This window comes from Caballeronia sp. LZ029 (assembly GCF_031451275.1).
Classification (GTDB): domain Bacteria; phylum Pseudomonadota; class Gammaproteobacteria; order Burkholderiales; family Burkholderiaceae; genus Caballeronia; species Caballeronia jiangsuensis.
The window spans coordinates 548,841-566,324 of the sequence record NZ_JARUXO010000003.1; the positions used below are offsets into that span (position 1 = coordinate 548,841).

At 64.3% G+C, this 17,484-nt stretch carries 15 protein-coding genes; 8 read left to right on the forward strand and 7 right to left on the reverse strand.

Annotated features, from left to right (window positions below):
• The first annotated feature begins 207 nt into the window (after positions 1 to 207).
• Together QCE73_RS21910 and QCE73_RS21915 are read left to right on the forward strand one after the other, a co-directional pair.
• A complete protein-coding gene (locus QCE73_RS21910) occupies positions 208 to 552 on the forward strand; it encodes a hypothetical protein (RefSeq protein WP_309883550.1) in 345 nt (114 codons plus the stop codon).
• 113 nt (positions 553 to 665) lie between these two features.
• Positions 666 to 926 carry a hypothetical protein gene (locus tag QCE73_RS21915; RefSeq protein WP_035504365.1) on the forward strand — a complete coding sequence of 87 codons (261 nt, stop codon included), beginning with the start codon at positions 666 to 668 and terminating at the stop codon, positions 924 to 926.
• 25 nt (positions 927 to 951) lie between these two features.
• On the opposite strand, the gene QCE73_RS21920 is transcribed toward QCE73_RS21915, so the two are convergent.
• A complete protein-coding gene (locus tag QCE73_RS21920) occupies positions 952 to 1,263 on the reverse strand; it encodes a hypothetical protein (protein ID WP_075583895.1) in 312 nt (103 codons plus the stop codon).
• 860 nt (positions 1,264 to 2,123) lie between these two features.
• Here QCE73_RS21920 and QCE73_RS21925 point away from each other — a divergent pair.
• Positions 2,124 to 3,281: a porin gene (locus tag QCE73_RS21925; protein WP_035504368.1), complete on the forward strand. Its 1,158-nt coding sequence runs from the start codon at positions 2,124 to 2,126 to the stop codon at positions 3,279 to 3,281.
• A 69-nt stretch (positions 3,282 to 3,350) separates the two neighbouring features.
• Here QCE73_RS21925 and QCE73_RS21930 read toward each other — a convergent pair whose 3' ends face one another.
• Positions 3,351 to 5,711 (reverse strand): ATP-binding protein, encoded by a 2,361-nt coding sequence (locus QCE73_RS21930; protein ID WP_035504501.1) that lies wholly within the window; start codon positions 5,709 to 5,711, stop codon positions 3,351 to 3,353.
• 266 nt (positions 5,712 to 5,977) lie between these two features.
• Here QCE73_RS21930 and QCE73_RS21935 point away from each other — a divergent pair, with 266 nt between their 5' ends.
• Positions 5,978 to 7,735: a ShlB/FhaC/HecB family hemolysin secretion/activation protein gene (locus QCE73_RS21935; protein WP_309883551.1), complete on the forward strand. Its 1,758-nt coding sequence runs from the start codon at positions 5,978 to 5,980 to the stop codon at positions 7,733 to 7,735.
• Positions 7,736 to 7,791: 56 nt separating this feature from the next.
• Here QCE73_RS21935 and QCE73_RS21940 read toward each other — a convergent pair whose 3' ends face one another.
• The 5 genes from QCE73_RS21940 to QCE73_RS21960 form a co-directional block, all read right to left on the reverse strand.
• On the reverse strand, positions 7,792 to 9,195 hold the full coding sequence (locus QCE73_RS21940; RefSeq protein ID WP_309883552.1) for an MATE family efflux transporter: 1,404 nt from the start codon (positions 9,193 to 9,195) through the stop codon (positions 7,792 to 7,794).
• 177 nt (positions 9,196 to 9,372) lie between these two features.
• A complete protein-coding gene (locus tag QCE73_RS21945; RefSeq protein WP_309883553.1) occupies positions 9,373 to 11,730 on the reverse strand; it encodes a filamentous hemagglutinin N-terminal domain-containing protein in 2,358 nt (785 codons plus the stop codon).
• A 248-nt stretch (positions 11,731 to 11,978) separates the two neighbouring features.
• Complete coding sequence (locus tag QCE73_RS21950; protein ID WP_404989795.1) at positions 11,979 to 12,416, reverse strand: hypothetical protein; 438 nt, start codon at positions 12,414 to 12,416, stop codon at positions 11,979 to 11,981.
• A gap of 73 nt (positions 12,417 to 12,489) precedes the next feature.
• On the reverse strand, positions 12,490 to 13,773 hold the full coding sequence (locus QCE73_RS21955) for an ATP-binding protein (protein ID WP_309883554.1): 1,284 nt from the start codon (positions 13,771 to 13,773) through the stop codon (positions 12,490 to 12,492).
• Positions 13,770 to 14,432, reverse strand: a complete 663-nt coding sequence (locus QCE73_RS21960) for a response regulator transcription factor (protein WP_309883555.1) — start codon at positions 14,430 to 14,432, stop codon at positions 13,770 to 13,772. The genes QCE73_RS21955 and QCE73_RS21960 overlap by 4 nt, the downstream gene beginning before the upstream one ends.
• A gap of 259 nt (positions 14,433 to 14,691) precedes the next feature.
• Between QCE73_RS21960 and QCE73_RS21965 the strand changes: the two genes are divergently transcribed.
• From QCE73_RS21965 to QCE73_RS21980, 4 genes are all read left to right on the forward strand, one after another.
• On the forward strand, positions 14,692 to 15,381 hold the full coding sequence (locus QCE73_RS21965) for a hypothetical protein (protein ID WP_309883556.1): 690 nt from the start codon (positions 14,692 to 14,694) through the stop codon (positions 15,379 to 15,381).
• A 41-nt stretch (positions 15,382 to 15,422) separates the two neighbouring features.
• The gene (locus tag QCE73_RS21970; protein ID WP_309883557.1) at positions 15,423 to 16,178 is read left to right on the forward strand and encodes a phosphatase PAP2 family protein; all 756 of its coding nucleotides are present in this window, start codon (positions 15,423 to 15,425) and stop codon (positions 16,176 to 16,178) included.
• A gap of 66 nt (positions 16,179 to 16,244) precedes the next feature.
• On the forward strand, positions 16,245 to 16,568 hold the full coding sequence (locus QCE73_RS21975) for an outer membrane protein assembly factor BamE (RefSeq protein ID WP_309883558.1): 324 nt from the start codon (positions 16,245 to 16,247) through the stop codon (positions 16,566 to 16,568).
• A gap of 167 nt (positions 16,569 to 16,735) precedes the next feature.
• Positions 16,736 to 17,461 (forward strand): M12 family metallopeptidase, encoded by a 726-nt coding sequence (locus QCE73_RS21980; RefSeq protein WP_309883559.1) that lies wholly within the window; start codon positions 16,736 to 16,738, stop codon positions 17,459 to 17,461.
• Positions 17,462 to 17,484 lie beyond the last annotated feature (23 nt).

Sequence of the window (17,484 nt, forward strand, 5' to 3'; positions counted from 1 at the left end):
GGGAACAACTCCTGCAATGCATGGCTCCAAGCGAGCGACGCAGGCGAACCAGGCCGCGATCAAGGCCGCGATCAATCTTCACATCCACTTCGACGACACCGCTCTCAATCGCACGAGACGCCGTATTTTCAGCCTCCGGCGATGAGCGCAGGCTTGAGCAATATGGACACGCAACTGAGTGAACAATGTAAGTCTCGCCTGTACCGCTTGAAATTCGAGGCGCCGCTCGAGAGCGTCGCGTTCGTTCTGGCGGACAGCCGCGAGGCGGCATGGCGCATCGGCAAGACGGTGATGGCGGTGCTGCACGGGGTCGGCATTCAGACGGTCGCGCTGCACGATATCCTCTCGCTGCGGGAACTCGTGCGCATGGGCGTGAGCGACGACGAGGACATGCGCATCTTCGAACTCGTCGTTGCGGGCGGCAAGGTGAAGCAGTGGGCGCACACGCCGTACTTCCTGACCGACGACGCCACGCTGCTCGGCAAATGGGCCGAACTGCGCGCCGATCTCGCCGCCGATGTCGCCCGCACGGCGATGCGCCGCGCCAGATAAGCGCCACACATCACGGCCGTGCACGGGAACGTCTCGTGCTGAAGGCACGATCAGACGCCGTGCATCGTTGCGGTGCGCGGCTTTGCGTCGTCTCAGCGTGACGGGGTGCTCCGATGATCCGGTCGTACAACCACAAAGGCTTCGTGCTCGAAGTCGCGATCGAAACCAGTCACAGGCTCGTGCCTGCTCCCGGCGCGACGCACTATCTGGCGATCGTAACCATCAGCCGTTCGGGAAGACCGGTTACAGCGTTTTCGCCGCTGTGCATCGAAAGCATGCGCTATTCGAGTTTCACGTCGGCTGAAGACGCGCTGATGAGCGCGCATACGGCGGCACGCACATTCGTCGATGAATGGGTGCGAGCGGCCTCGTGATGCCGTCGTGCGATGAGGAGCGAAGTCAGGCGGCGACGCGCCGGCTCTGCTGACCGTCCTGAGCGTCGGCGGCCGTGTCGAGTGCTTGATCGAGCAACGCGAGCTTGCGTTGAAGCGAAGCCACACGATGACTCTGCGACGGGACGAGATCGTAATCCTCATCCAGTTGCGAAATGCGCATGTTCCAGTATCTGGCGGGCAGACGGTCCGAGGACGTGCTGCCTTCGACGAAACTCGCCAGGATCCGTTCCAGGTGTTTTAGTTCGCCCTCCGCGAGTTGCGCTGGGCGTCGCTGTCGAAAGGCTGGGACGGTGGTTGCATCGGCGTTTCTTTTCATGTTGCTGATTCCGGCTGGATTTGCAGAGACCTCTATTTAAGCAATCAATGTTCCGGAGAGGCGATTCAAGGCAATTCAATTTGTTTCGAAATGAAACTCCGGATGTCCGATGACCGCCGCATGCCACGGCAAACGTTTGACAGGCAGTTACATTTCTTGAAGAAGTTTCCCTCTAATTGCCGAACGTCGAGGCGACGGCTGTAACTTCGTCGCTCCGAATCGGCGGGAACTCTCGCAAAAATTTCAAGGCATCGAGATATTCTCAAGAACATATCGGCGGTATCGATGCGAATGAATAGCGTTTCGACAGGCAAATGAAAGAAAATCCCCTGCATTCTACCAAATGGTTCGGGTACCTGATTATTTGGGACGAAACGGGATTATGCGCGAGGCTAAAACGCGCATATTGAAGTGCGCTATGCGGGCAGTCGAAGAATCGGAATCGAATCCGAAAAGACGAATTAAAACGGGGCGGTCTCCTCTCGCGAAACCGCCCCGTGTCCTCAGAATATCTGCTTCGGAGACCTGTAGACACGAACGAGCTTAGCAAATACCGCCGTTCGTTATAAACCGCATTAGGCGAAATGGAGTTCTCCAGAATCCGCACCAATAACGTCGTCGATGTGCAACAGAAGAATCATCGTCGAAGGCCGGCTGGCGGGGCTAAGCGCTTGACCTTAAACGAATATGAAGGATTTGCGCACCCGGTTGCAGAATCGGCAAATGATTATTGCGCGCGATACGCCGACACTTCGGTTGTCCGTCGAATAAAGTGTGTCCCAGTTTCACGAGGGCAAACGGCCATCGATACGGTTCGTCAACCCCGGAAGCTTTCGCTTTAAACAGGACACTAGAGAACCATGAAAAAAACCCTTCTCATCGCGGGCATTCTCGGCACGTTCGCAGTAGCAGCCCACGCGCAGAGTAGCGTTACGTTGTACGGCACGCTTGACGCAGGTCTCGTCTATACGAACAACTCCGGCGGCCATAACAACTGGCAGCAAGGCAGCGGCGCGGTTTCCGATACTTACTTCGGCCTGAAAGGCAGCGAAGATCTGGGCGGCGGGTTGCACGCGCTCTTCAAGTTGGAGAGCGGCTTCAACCTCAATAACGGCCGCTTCAACGAAAGCAACACGATGTTCAATCGCCAGGCGTATGTCGGCCTGCAACACGATCAATACGGCACGGTCACGCTCGGCCGCCAATATGATTCGATGGTTGATTATCTGTCGCCGTTCGCGGAATCCGGCGCGGGCTACGGTAACAACCTGGCCGCGCACCCGTTCGATAACGACAACCTCGATCACTCGTTCTCGATCAAGAACTCGGTCAAGTATCAGAGCGCGAGTTACGCGGGCTTCAAGTTCGGCGGCCTGTACGGCTTCTCGAACGACGCCGGTCAGTTCGCGAACAACCGTGCGTGGAGCGCGGGCGCTTCGTATGGCAACGGCCCGCTGAACTTCGCGGCGGCCTATTTGCAGACGAACAACTCGCGCGGCAACGCGAATGCGGGCGGCGCGGTTTCGGCGGGTCAGGGCAACAACGCCAATCTGACGGCCGAATTGCAGCGCACGTTCGGCGCGGGCGTGAACTACACGTACGGCCCGGCGACGGTCGCCTTCGTGTGGACCAACACCCATTACGACAACCTGCTCGCCGCGTCGCAAGGCGGCACGACGGTCGCGCTGCCGGGCAACACGAATCTGCATCTGAACAACTTCGAGCTGAACGGCCGCTACGCGCTGACGCCGGCACTGAGCCTCAACGCCTCGTACACGTTCACGGACGGCAAGGTGACGGGCGCGAACGGTTCGGGCGATCCGAAGTGGCATACCGCATCGCTGCAAGCCGATTACGCACTCTCGAAGCGCACCGACGTGTACGTCGAAGGCGTGTATCAGCACGCGTCGGGGGATCTGGGCAATGCAGGCGCGAACGTCGCGATGATCAACACGCTGTCGCCGTCGTCGACGCAGAATCAGGTCGCGGCGACGGTGGGTCTGCGTCACCGCTTCTAAGCGCCACGGAGCGTCATCAAAGCGCAACGGCCGCGATCGATGAGATCGCGGCCGTTTTTGCTTTGCGCGCTACTTCTTCTCCTGCTCCGAACGTCTGACGAGCTGGCCGATGTCATGCCCCGCGCCGCCCGTGCCCGCCGCGAGCCGCGCCAGCGCGGACGCGGCCGTGTCGCGCCGCACGCCGCTCTCGGGGCGAAACTGCTTCGGCAGCGCCAGATGAAAAGTCGCGCCCTGACCGGGCGTGCCGTCGGCCCAGGCCTTGCCGCCATGCCGCTCGATGATGCGCCGCACGTTCGCCAGGCCGATGCCGGTGCCGTCGAACTTTTCGTTCACGTGCAGGCGCTGGAACACGCCGAAGAGCTTGTCGACATAGCGCATGTCGAAGCCCACGCCGTTGTCGCGCACGAAATAGACGACGTGGCCGGCCAGTTCGCCCGCGCCATCGTGTGCGCCGATCTCGATCGTCGGCTGGTCGCGCTGCGCGCTGAACTTCACCGCGTTGGACATGATGTTCGCGAACGCCACGTGCAGAAACACGAGATCCGCCTCGATGGACGGCAGCGCATCCACCTTCCAGTGCACGCGCGCCGACGCGTGTTCTTCGATATCGTTCTGGATCACCGTATGGACGAGCGCGTGGACATCGACCTTGTGCGGACGCAGCGCCGCGCGGCCGAGTTGCGCGAACGAAAGCAGATCGTCGACGAGACGGCCGCCGAAACGCGCCGACGTCACGATGCGCTCCAGATAGCCGCGCCCGCGCTCCGACAGCTTCTCGCCGTCGATCTGTCCGAGCAGGTCCGCGAAGCTCACGATATGCCTGAGCGGCGCGCGCAGATCGTGCGACACCGTGTACGAAAATCCTTCGAGTTCGTGATTCGCGCGACCCAGTTCGGTCGCGAGTTGCGCGATCTCTTCCGCGCGCCGCAGCACGATGCCGAGCACCGCCGCGCGGAATTCCAGCGCGATCTCGCGCTCGGCCGGACGCCACGGCAAGGACCGATGACGCACGACATCGGTCCACGTATCGAAGCTCACACGCGGCGACAGCGAATCCGCGAGGCCCGTGAGCTTCGCGCGCGGGTCGCCGGCCCATTCGATCGTCTGCACGACTTCGCGGCGGAACCAGATCACGTAGTTGCGGTAAATCTTCGAGATCGACACCGCGAGAAAACCGGCCACGTCGGACGAATCCGCGAGCGCGGGGCATTCCTGCGAGGCGCGATCCGACATCACGACGTCCTCGCTCTGATCGTCGAGCCAGTCGACGAGCGCCGTCACGCCATGCTCGCCCGGCGTCACGCCGATGAGCGACGTGCGTCCTTCGAAGATCACCGCCGCGCCCGACGAGCGCGTGAAGCCGAGCAGATCGGATGCGTCGTTCACGAGCGCGTCGACGAAGCTGTCGGTGTTGGCCATCGACGAAAGCAGCTTCGACAGCATGCGGCGCAGTTCGAGCCGGTAGTGCGCCTCGCCCTGCGACTCGCGCGCCTCGATCTGCAGCGAGACGATCTGCGCGACATGCTCGCACGCGGTGCGCACTTCGAACGGCGGCAGGCGCGGCGTCGCGTGATGGCAGGAAATCAGGCCCCACAGCTTGTCGTCGACGAGAATCGACATCGACATGGAGGCGAGCGTGCCCATGTTGCGCATGTATTGCAGATGCACGGGCGACACGCTGCGCAAGGACGCGTAGGTGAGATCGGTCGGGCGGCCCGTCGCCGGATGCAGCGCGGGCACGAGCGGCGCGGCTTCGTAGTCGGCGTTCGAGATGAGGCGAATGCGATTCCTGCGATACAGCTCGCGCGCCTGCGCCGGAATGTCCGACGCCGGAAAGTGCTGGTTCAGATACGACGGATAGCCCGGCTCGACGGCTTCGGCGAGCACGTTGCCGTTGCCTTCTTCATCGAACCGATAGACGAGCGTGCGCCCGAATCCGGTGATGCGCGCGATTTCATCCGCGGCGAACTGGCAGAGCTGCTCGATGGTGCGCATCGATTGCACTTCGGTGACGAAGGAGCGCACGAGCGGGTAAATGGTCGAGAACACATCGGCGGTGTCCTGCGCCGGTTCGACTTCGACGAACAGCAGCCCGTCATGCCGATGCACGACGATCGCGACCGGCCCGCGCAGCGTCCAGCCGTCGAGCACCACGTTGCCGGCGTGGATCGTCGCGCCATCGCGCGTGAGTTGGCGGAGGCCCGCGCTCGCGCGTTCGGCGGCGGGCTCGCCCAGCACGGCCGATAGCGCGAGGCCGAGGCACGCGTCGGGCGCGATGTGCGCGAACTGCGCGACATTGGCGCTCACCTGAAGGATGTGGCAATGCGCATCGACGCTGAAGAGCACGCCGTGAGGCTGGATGCCGCCGGGAATGTGGATCGGCTCGCGCGCGCATTGCGCGTCGATATCTGCGGTGGAGGTTTTGTCCATCCCTGTCCTGGTCATGCGGCTTCGGCTGGTCATCGAGCCGATCGTCTTCGAATCATAGATGGGTTGTGCGTTCGACACATGCGTCGCGCGTGAGGCGGTGATTTCTACATGTCGAATGATTCGCCCGGCGTCATTTCTACGTGAACCGCGATGGATACGCTTACTGCACGAAACGTTCCGCGACATCGCTGATACCATGCGAAGCCGACCCACGCGACGAACGCCGGAGGATACATGCTTCATGATCGCCGCGCGCGACTAATCGATTGAAACGCGCACGCGTTGCCGCGACGGTCGTGTCGGCTGCGATCGTCTGCATCGTTCCTGCACGCGATGCCGCCGCGCAGTCGTATCGCGATGTCGCGCCGATTGCGCCGCCCGCCGAGGAACGGCCGCGCGCGTCGCCATCGCGGCCCGAGCCGCGCGATGACTCGCAGGACATCGCAATCCGCGATCTGCGCGGCATCGCGTTCGTGCGCGCGGATGCCGCGGAGCCGACGACGCAATCGGCGGCCAACAACGCGATCACCGCGACGGGCGCGCCATTGCTCACGCGCGAATTTCTCGACGGCTTCTCGGCCGATCTCCACAAGCCTCTGACGTTCGCGCGTCTCGCCGGGATACGGCGCGCGGTCGTGCAGCGATATCGCGCCGCGGGCCAGCCGCTCGTCGATGTGTACGTGCCCGAGCAGGACGTGAGCGATGGCGTCGTGAAGATCGTCATCGCCGAGTTTCGCGCGGGGCGTGTGATACCCCAGGGCAATCGCTACTTCTCCGATGCGCTGCTCATGCGCGAGATGCCGCTCGCGAGCGGCGAGCCGATCCGCGAAAGCGATATCGCTTCGGGGCTCGCGCTGCTCAACGCGAATCCGTACCGGCGCGTGGATGCGATCTATGCGCCGGGCGCCGCGCACGATACGACCGATGTCGTGCTGCAAACCGAGGATCGCTTTCCGTTTCGCATCTACGGCGGCTATAACAACGACGGCGTGCGCGATCTCGGCCGCGATCGCATTCTCGCGGGATTCGATTACGGCAATCTGTTCGGCATCGATGCGCGCATCGGCTATCAGATGACCGCGAGTAACGATCTTCTGAGCGGCAATCCGGATATCGAAGGGCGGCCGGATCGTCCGCGCTACATCGCGCACGCGTTCAATGTCGTGGCGCCCTTGCCGTGGCTCGATCGCGTCGAGTTGTTCGGCGTGTTCGCGCAGAGCACGCCGCGTTTGCCGGACAGTTACGGGCAAACCGGTCTAAGCTCGCAGATCAGCTTTCGATACGACTGGCGCTTGCCGCCGCTCGATCACGCGGGCGCGTGGCAGCAGCAAGTGCAGTTCGGCTATGACTTCAAGCGCTCGAACAACGACCTCGAATTCGGCGGCTTTCAGGTGTTCAATGCGAACACGCATATACATCAGTTCGTCGTCGCCTACGATCTTTCGAAGAGCGACGTTTCCGGCGATACGCATCTGAATGCATCGCTCTTCGTGAGTCCGGGTTATTTCGACAGCAACAGCAACGACGAAGCCTACGATGCCGCGCGCCTCGGCGCGAAGCCGCGTTATCAGTACATGCAGTTGTCGGCGCAGCGCGACATGCCGCTCGGCACGTCGGGCTTTTCGGTGTCGGCGCGCGGGCTTTTTCAGTGGACGGGCAGCACGCTGTTGCCGAGCGAGGAGCTCGGTCTGGGCGGCGATGCCACGGTGCGCGGCTATGAGCCGTACGCTGCGCAGGGCGATCGCGGATGGAACCTGCAGACGGAACTGCGCGCGCCGGCGATATCGGCGGGCATCGCGGCGATGCAGCCGTTCGTGTTCTTCGACGCGGGCCACGTGTGGAATCGCATCGCCGAATTCGGCGAAGTCAACGATGCGTCGCTGGCGAGCGTCGGGGCGGGGATTCGCGTGCAGGTCGGGCGCTTCGTGAGCTTTCGCGGCACGTATGGATTTCCGCTGAAGGCCGTGGTGCCGAATGGATCGAAGGCGCCGGTCGGCGAGATCTTTCTCGTGATCGGAAGTTAGCGCGACGGGTCTTCATCGACGAGACCGATCCCGGCAACCGGGTTCCTTCAATGACGTCAGGTCGACGACAGCCGCCGCATCAACGCCGATGTGCTGCACGGCCAACCCACGCGTCCGAACCACGCGCCGCCGGAAATCGTGCCAGCGATGACGAGACCGTACACCACGAGCGCCGCGCCCTGCGCCAGGAATACATGTACCAGGTCGCCGCCATAGCGCAGGGAAAGCCATCCCCCGAATCCGGCCACGGCCAGGCGCAAGAGGTTGCCGATCACGGGCCACTTCAGGCGTCCCGTGCCTTGCGAAGCAAAATGCAGCACCTGTCCGAGACCGAAGAACCCGTACAGCGGACCGACCGCGCGCAGATATTGCACGCCGGCCTCCAGCATCGCGGGCTCGTTGCCGAACAACAGCAGCCAGGGGCGCGGAAAGATCGCCGCCGCGAGGCCGATGGCCTCCGTGATTGCGAAGGTCATCACGGCGCCGACCCACGCGGCCCTGAGCGCGCGCTCCCTGTCATTGGCGCCGATGCATGTGCCGACCATCGCCAGCAGCGGCGCGCCAAAGCCGAACGCGAGCGGCACCAGCAGATACTCGAGGCGCGCGGCGGTGCCGTAACCCGCGATCGCGTCCGGACCGAAATGCCCCGTCAGCGCAGTCGCGATACCAATCGACAAGTTGGTGGACACGGTTGCAATCGCGCCGACGAGACCGACACGCAAGATGTCTCGAAACAGTGGCCAGCGAAGCCGAACGCCTGCCAGCTTCGGCCTGAGAAGGCTCTTGGGCGAGCGCAGATACATCCAGAGCGCGAGCGTTCCGCCGAGGTAGTAAAGGAGCAGCGCCATCGCGCCGCCCGCGATGCCCATGCCGGGAATGGGCCCCCAGCCGAAGATAAGCAAAGGCGATAGCGGGATGAGCACCACCGCGCCCGCGACGGTCACGTTAGCCGGCACGGCCATGTTGCCGGTGCCGCGAATCACCGCGCTCAACGCGTTGAAAAGCCAGACCAGCACGGCACCGGCGAATATCCAGTCCGAGTAGATGAGCGCAGCGTCGAGCGACGCCCCGGTGCCGCCCATTTGCGTGTATAGCCATCGGCCGCCCGACAGCAGCGCCGTCGTGAACGCGAGGCCGAAGCCGAGCGCTATCAGCATCGCGTGAATCACCAGTGCATCCGCATCGTCCCGGCGTCGCGCGCCGAGCGCTCGCGCAATCGACGATGCAATGGCGCCGCCGATCGCGCCGGCAGAACTCATCTGCATCAGCATGAGAATCGGAAAGACGAGCGCCATCGCGGCAAGCGCGTCGTTGCCGAGCTTGCCGACGAAATAGGTTTCGATAAGTCCGACTGAGGCCTGCACGACCATCACTAAAACGTTGGGGGCCGCCAGTCGTAAGACGGTCGGTACGATGGGCGCTTCCAGAAGAAGACGCGTGCGAGGATCGATCTGCGTCATGGGGTTTGTCTCCGTTATTTAATGTCGTGCGTCTGAGCACGTCATTTAACGGGGGCCGTTGCCATGAAGCAAGTGAAATCGCCTAATGCATGTCATGCATGAGATTCATGCTGCCGACGAAGGGCAATCGATGACGGGAGCGAGTCCCGCCATTCGCTCGCCGTCTCGTCGATCTCGTCAGGGCTGCGCCTGCTGCCACTGCAAGACGGGATGCGTCGCCCCTGCGGGCATCGCCCAGACGCCGCCCGACGGAATGTTCCAGTCGAGGTAATTCGACGCGTTGCTCATCTGCGCGGTGCTGAGACCGTTCGAATCGGGCGGGACGGTTCCCGAATTCGATCCGGCCGCGCTGGTACGAATCGTCGTGTCCTTGTTCCAGTAGACGTTGTTGTGAATCGCGCCCTGGTTGTACGCCGCGATGCCGCCTTCCGGGTCGCCCGGAGGCCCGCCGCCACCGACTTGCCCCACCGCGAACGATTCGTTGATCACGCCGTTGGTGCCGTTGACGAACACGAGTCCGCCGCCGCCGAAGCCGCCCACGCTGCCCGTCGCGTAAGACTGCGTGATCAGTCCGTTGTTGAAGGCGACAAGCCCGCCCGTTTCGCCGTGCGTCCCGGCCTGAGTCGCGCCGGTCGCGAACGATTGCGCGATGGTCCCGTTGTTCACGCCCACGAGTCCGCCCGCGGGAATCTGATAGCCGACATCCGCCGTGCTCGACGATCGTTCGATGGTCCCGTTGTTCACGCCGACGAGCCCGCCCGCGCCCGCTCCGCCGAAGCCGTTCTGCCCGACGCCGCCCGTCGTGTTGACGTAGGTGACGAGGCCATTGTTCTGACCCGCGAGCAAGCCGAACGCGCCCGACGAATAGTCGCCCGTGCTGGCGTTGGTGAGATTCAGATTGCGCACGACGCCGCTCGCGCCGATCACGCCGAACATGCCGTAGCGGTCGTCGTTGAGATTCGCCACCGTCGCGAGCTTGTCGATCGTGTGGCCGAAGCCGTCGAACTGGCCGGTGAACGGCGTCTGCGTTGCGCCGATCGCCGTGAAGAAGTTCGGATAGGCGGTCGCGCTCGCATCGATGTCCTTGCCGAGCGCATAGACGCCCGCGAGGTCTTTCGACATGCCGGACAGATCGGCGAGCGTGTTCACGAGCTTGTACGCCGTGATTTGCGTGACGACGCCGCTATACGGCGCGGCCGTCCATCCGCTGTTGGTCAGCAGCGTGCCCGGCGCGTAGCTGCCGTTCATGTCGTAGAGCGCGCTGACGATCCCGCCGCTCTTAGACCAGTCGATCGTGCCGCTGTTCGTCACGCTGCCGCCGTTGTCGATGCCGCCCGCATCCGCGCGCAGCGTGAGATTGCCGTTGCCCGTGTTGCCGATGGCCGCGCCCGGACCGACCGACACGCCATGCGCCGCGCCGAGCGTGAGCGATGCATTGCCGTTCCACTGGACGTTGCCGCCCACGGTCAGATCGCCGCCGCTGGCTTCGACATCGACCGATGTGCCGTTGCTCAGACTGCGCGCGAGCGAGTCCGCGTTCGCCTGATCGACCGTGAATGTCGGCGCGCCGAGCTTCCATGTGCGCGCCTGCACGTTCGCGCCCGCGACGTCGAGCGTGTTCGCGCGCGTCTCGACCGTGCCGCCGCCGCCGTCGGCGTTCGTCGCGGCGATCGCGCCGTTCGCGTGCACCGCGCCCTGGTCCGCGACCAGCCAGACGTGGCCGTCGCGCGTCGCGGTGCCGGTCGCGCGGATCGCGGTGTTGTTGCCCGCGAGCGCGTAGACGTTGCCGTCGGCGGCCTGAAGGTTGGCCTGCGCCGCCTGGATCATGCCGCCGTTCATCGCCGTGCCGCCGCTGCCCGCCTGCACGAAAACCTGTTGTCCGCCCGACGCGTCCTGCAACAGCACCTGATTGCCCGCCGCGATTTCCGCCGTGCCCTGCGGCGCGCTGATGCTGCCGCCGTTCACCGCCGCCGTGCGCGACACGAGGAACACGTCGCCGCCGCTCGATCCGATCTTGCCGAGATTGATGACCATGCCGTCGCCGCCGCCCGAGAGCGTGAGCGGGCCGCCCTGCATGAACGCGTCGTTGCCGATGTCCAGTGCGGACGCGACGAAGCGCCCGCCCGTCGCGACGACTCCGCCGGGACCGACGAGCACGCCCTGCGGATTGACGAGATACACGCTGCCCGTCGCGTTGAGCTGCCCGAGAATCACCGATGCATCGCCGCCCGTCACGCGATTGAGCGTCGCGCCGGTGCCGTTGTTGAACGTGACCTGCCGTCCGCCGCCGATCGAGAAGCTGTTCCAGGTGATGACGCCGCGCGTCGATGTCTGGTTGATCGTGAGCGACTGGTCGTTGCCGCCGATCGCGCCGCTGCCCGCGACGAACTGGCCGCCCGCCGGCAAGGGCGGCGCGGCATCGGCGGGAATTGCGCACGTCAGGCCCGCGACGAGCGGCACGAGCATCGCGAGCGGCCGCAACCGCACGCGACGAATCGGGAATTGAGGAAGGAGCGGACGAATGCTGCGCTGCATGGCGACCTCCGGTCAGTGTCGATTGTTCACATCGTTCTTGGCCGCTGACGGTGTAGCCGCTTTTCAGCCCGGCGTTTCGGTGACGGCCGGGGGCGCGAACATCGACGTGCGAGCAGGCGCGCCGATGTTAGCGCCGCGCCATGAGCGTCAATGTGGGGTTCCGCACATTCGTGCCGGTCGAAAAAATGTGCGTGCCCGAACGCGAGAAGCTTCGGGGCACGTGCCTCATGCGGCATGAAAATTGATTGCTAGTGCGAAGGTCTGCGGCGGCTCGTCAACTCGATCCAGCACTCGTGATAGATGCGCTGCACGAGCGCGCTTTCGTAGTCGAGATCCTCGCCTTCGAGAATGCGCTCGATGTCCCCGCGCGAGGCGTCGGCGTCGAGCGTCGTCGAGAAGCGCGCGGCGAGCGCCTGCGCCGCCGCCGAAAGCCGCGCGGTCTCGATCCATTCCGCCGCGCGATGATGCCGGTCGAGCCAGCGGTGCGCGGTGCGCACCTGAAACGACGTATCGGGCCAGTCGCCTTCGATGTAGTACGCGCCGAGCAGTCCGCACGTGAGCCAGCACATCAGATGCACCCGGTCATCGGGTCCGAGGGGATAGCGCACTTGGCTCATGATGGCGGCATCGAAATGACCCATCGGAATCACGCATCGACGATAGCATGCCGCACGCGTGCCCGGCATGCGGCTCGCGTATGTCCTTACGCGGCCTGCATGCGGCTTGAGATCGAACGGCCGAACGGCCGAACGCAAGCGCTCAGACCGTGACGGTCACGACGAGCCCGCGCGGCGCGGCATCGGCGAGCTCGACCTTCGCGCCCATGCGCGCCGCGATCGTGCCGACGATCGAAAGCCCGAGGCCCGAGCCGTCCACGTCGCTGCCGAGCACGCGATAGAACGGATCGAAGACGCGCGCACGTTCCTCGGGCGCGATGCCGGGGCCGCTGTCCTCGATGCGAATCCACGGACGCTTGTTCGCGACGCCCGTCGCGAGATCCACGCGGCCGCCCGGCGGCGTGTAGCGAATCGCGTTGTCGACGAGATTCTTCACCAGGATCGTGAGATCGGCTTGCGGCGCGTGGATGAACACGTCGTCGGCGCTCGATACGCCGATGTCGATGTCCTTCGCCTCCGCGAGCGGCATCAGATCCTCCAGCACGTTGCGGAAGACTTCCTGCACGCGAAGCTGCGCCGTGTCGGCGTCGGTGCGTTGCTGCAGGCGGGCGAGCGTCAGCAGTTGATGCAGCAGCGAACGCGTGCGCGCGAGACCGCGCCTGAGCGCATCGAGCTTCGCGCGCGCGGAGTCCGGCAGGTCGGACGCGCTCAGCCGCTCGGCCTGCAACGACAGCGCGGTCAGCGGCGAGCGCAGTTCATGCGCGGCATCGGCGACGAAGCGGCGTTGCAGCGCCACCGACGCCTCCACGCGCGCGAGCAGCCGGTTGATCGCGACGACGAAGGGCGCGATTTCGCTCGGCAGCGCGTCGCCGGAGAGCGCGGAGAGATCGTGCTCGGGGCGCGTGTCGAGACCGGCGGACAGCGCCGCGAGCGGCCGGAACATGCGTCGCACGATCAGATGCAGCGCCGCGAGCAGCACGAGCGCGAGCGCGGCGAAGGGCATCACGGTGGCGAGCGCGCCGTTGCGGGCGAGTTCGTCCCGGCCCGCCGTCTTCTGGCCGATCACGACGCGCGTGCCGTCGTCGAGCGTGTTGATGGCAAGACGCCACGGCGTGCCATCGACGATCGCGTTTTGCAGACCGTCGGGCAAACCGGGCGCGAGCGACAGCGGCGTACGCTCGGCGATCGTCTGAATGATGAGCTTCGATTCCGGGTCCGCGCCACCGACGTCGGCGAGCGCCTCGCGCTCCATCACGGCGAGCGTGCGCGGCGTCACGAGCGCGGCGATCTGCTTCAACTGGCCGTCCTGCAACTCGTTGGCCTCGTGGAACGCCGTCTTGAAGGCGATGACACCGCCCGCCGCCGCGATCACCACGATCAGCGCCGACAGCCAGGCCGACAGCCTGAACTGAAGCGAACGCGTCATGGCTGCTTCGAAACCATCCAGCCCACGCCGCGTACGTTCTTGATCGCGGCGGCGCCGAGCTTCTTGCGCAGCGAATGGATCAGAAATTCGACCGCGTTGCTTTCCACTTCTTCGTTCCAGCCGTAGATGCGGTCTTCGAGTTCCGCGCGCGAGAGGATCGCGCCGGGGCGGATCATCAGCGATTGCAGCAGCGCGAATTCGCGGCTCGAGAGGCGCGTCGCGATCTCGCCGGACTTGGCTTCGCGCGTCGCCGGATCGAGCGTGAGCACGCCGTTCGTCATGAGCGGCGCGGCCTGTCCGCCACGGCGGCGGATCACCGCGCGCATGCGCGCTTTCAGCTCGGAGATGTCGAAGGGCTTGATGAGGTAGTCGTCGGCGCCTTCGTCGAGACCGCGAATGCGCTCTTCGACGGAATCCCGCGCGGTGATGATGATGAGCGGCACGTGATGCGCCCCGCGGCGCACGGCGCGCAGCACGTCGATGCCGTCGGCGCCGGGCAGGCCGAGGTCGAGCAGGATCGCATCGTAGACGTGCGTGGTGAGGCTCGTCAGCGCGAGCTTGCCGTCGCGCACCCAGTCGACGGCGTAGCTGCTTTCGCGCAGTTCGTCCCGCACGGATTCACCGATCATGCGGTCGTCTTCGACGAGCAATACCCTCATGGCGTGTCTCCGGGCGGTCATGGCTTTCGACAACGCGTGACGGTGGCGGATGGCGCTGGCTTCATCTTGCGGGTCTTCGCGTTCAGGGAAGCCGCAAGCGTAGTGGAGGGAAGCTTAGGAAATGCTTAGGGAGTTCGATGCGGTGCTCGGTGTCGCCGGTTAAGCATCCCATAAGGTACGAGCGCCGAAAATATCTGTTTCTCCCTGAATGCGGATCGTTCCGGCGCGTCGCGCGCGCCGCCCGTTTCCGCCGGCGCCCATGCCTTCCACCCTTCGCATCCCCGAGCTTCATGCCGCGGAGGTTCCGTGGCGCTACTACGATCTCGCCAAGTCGCGCGTGCAGATCCACGAACCACCCGCGCCCGGCGAGGTCTGTCTTTGGCTCGTGCCGAGCGAATTCCGCTTTGCGTCGGCATCGAATATCGGGAGCTGGCTCAGCCTCGCCGAGCGCAAGCGCGCGCGGCTGCATCCGAATTCGGCGCTCGGGCGGCGATTCGGCGTCGCGCGCGCGACGCTGCGTCTCGTGCTCTCGCACATGCTCGGTTGCGAACCGCACGAAGTGGGCGTGGACGACGGGCCGGGCGAACGCGTCGTCGTCACGCATCCGTCCGCCGGTGGCGCGATTTATGTCGATGTCGCGTACTCGGGCATCTGGATCGTGATCGCGGTGGCATCGACGAGAATAGGGCTCGGACTGACCGTCGAGACGACCGGCGCCCGCGATGCAGCCGCCAGAAAGCTCATGTGGGACGAAGCGGCGCGGATCGGCAGAACGCGCGCGGCACACGGCGAAGCGGGCGACGCCGCGCCGGCCGGCTGGCACGCCCTCACGCTGCCGATGCCGGGCGAAATATGCGGCGTGCTCGTCGTGGAGAAGTCCGTCGCGCGTGTGCAGGCGTTCGGGTGGGACAGACCGTTCGAAGCGGAGGCCAGCGCGGCAGCGTCCTGAGCCCGCGCGAGCGACGGGCAATTCGGGAGAAACAGGACATCATGGAATACACGACGCTCGCGCAACGGCATGCGGTCGAGATCATCGCGATTGTGCTCTTCGTCGTTCCTGCCGTTGCGGCTTGCGGGTGGGCGTGGGCCGCGCGCGAAACACGGGCGTCGGGGCGGGCCGTCGCAATGTGGGCGCTCGTGACGGTCGCGTTCGGCGCGGCGGTGTTCGTCGCCATTGCGACGCGCATTGCACACGGCACGGCGTTTTCATCGGCGGATCAGCGTTTGCTCGACGCGGTGCGCGACGGCACGCCCGCACTCGCCGCGCGATGGTTCGCGAATCTCACGCATCTCGGCGATCCCTGGTTTCTCACGCTCGTGTGCGCGCTCATGTGCGCGGCGCTGATTCTCACGCGCCGCTTCGGCCTCGCCGTGTATTTCGCCGCGGTGACGAGCGCGGGCGGCCTGCTCAATCAGGCGCTCAAGGCGATGATGCGCCGCGACCGTCCCACCGGCTCGACGATGCCCTTGCCCGAAAGCTTCGCGTTTCCGAGCGGGCACACGTTCGGATCGATCGTCTGCTACGGCATGTGCGCGTACGTGCTGCTGCGCCTTGCGCCGACGCGCCGCGATCCGCTCATCGTCGCGCTGGCGTGCTTCATCGTGCTGACGATCGGAACGAGCCGCGTCGTGATCGGCGTGCATTTTCCCGGCGATGTGATCGGCGGCTTCGCGTCGGGCGGCGCGTGGCTCGCGGCGTGCATCGGCGTGGCGGAACTGGCGCGTCGGCGATCGCGCGAATTTTAGGATTAGTTCGATTGTCCGGCTCTCGCGATGCCGATAGCTTCAGACCTTTTTGCGAGGACTGAAGCGATGCTCAAAGCGAAAGCGGGTGGTGTGATGGGACTGGTTCTGATCCTGATCGGCCTGAGCGGATGTTCGGCCCTCAGCAAGGATCCGGATCCGAAGGAATACATGAGCCGCGTGAAAGTCGGCATGACGCGGGCGGACGTCGAAGACAATCTCGGGCCGCCCGACGGCAACTGGGGGCCGTGGCACTCGCAGTGCACCGAGTATGCCTTCAAGGATCATGGCGCCGATCGATGGTCGGTCTATTACAGCAATCAGAATCGCGTCGTTTATACGGAACACGCGGCGTGCAATGTGAAGCGGGCCAGGGAAGTCGGGCTTCGCTGAAAGCCAGCAACAAAAAACCCCACGTGAGAACGTGGGGTTTTTTGTTTGAGCAGGTGTCGAATGCTGTCGCGCCGAAAATCGACGATTTTCGCGAATACTATGAAATGAGCATTCGAGTTTGACCGCGCATTAGAAAATATACTTCTCCTGCGATAACGGAGAAGAAGATGAGACGATTCAACGCGTGGCTATTTGCATTATTGTTAGGAATGCTGTTGAGTGGATGCGGCGCAGGCGATAGTTCCGACGCCGCGAATTCCGCAACCAGAAGCTCGACCGAGCAATCGAACGCTCAGGACAAAGCCACGGCCAAGGGATTCGCGTTATCCACCGTAATCTGGAAGCAGCTTCCGATAGGCGTCTGCTGGGACCTGAACAACGCCGACTTCGCGCTGTACGCCACTCAGCGCGACTGGAGCCGTCTCGCGGTCGAGGCGAGCTGGGAGGCGCATTCCGGCGTCACCTTCACGGGCTGGCAGCAATGCACGAATGCCCCAAACTACTACGGCATACGGATATCGGTCGAAGACAGTGCTGTGACCGGACCGCATACGCAAGGGCTCGGCACGATGCTGAACAACGTCGTCGGTGGAATGGTGCTCAACTTCACTTTCAGGAACTGGAGTCCGAGTTGCATCGGACGTGAAGAGTATTGCATTCGCAATATCGCCGCGCACGAGTTCGGTCACGCGATCGGTTTCGCGCACGAGCAGAATCGACCGGACACGCCGTCGACCTGTAATGAGCCCGCGCAGGGCAATTATGGCGACACGCTGATCGGCGCGTGGGATCTGGCATCGATCATGAACTACTGCAATCCCGATTGGAACGGCAACGGTCAGTTGAGCACGACGGATATCGTGATGGCGCAGATGTTTTACGGGCCGAAGTGAGTCGATGAAGCGATCTCATCCGC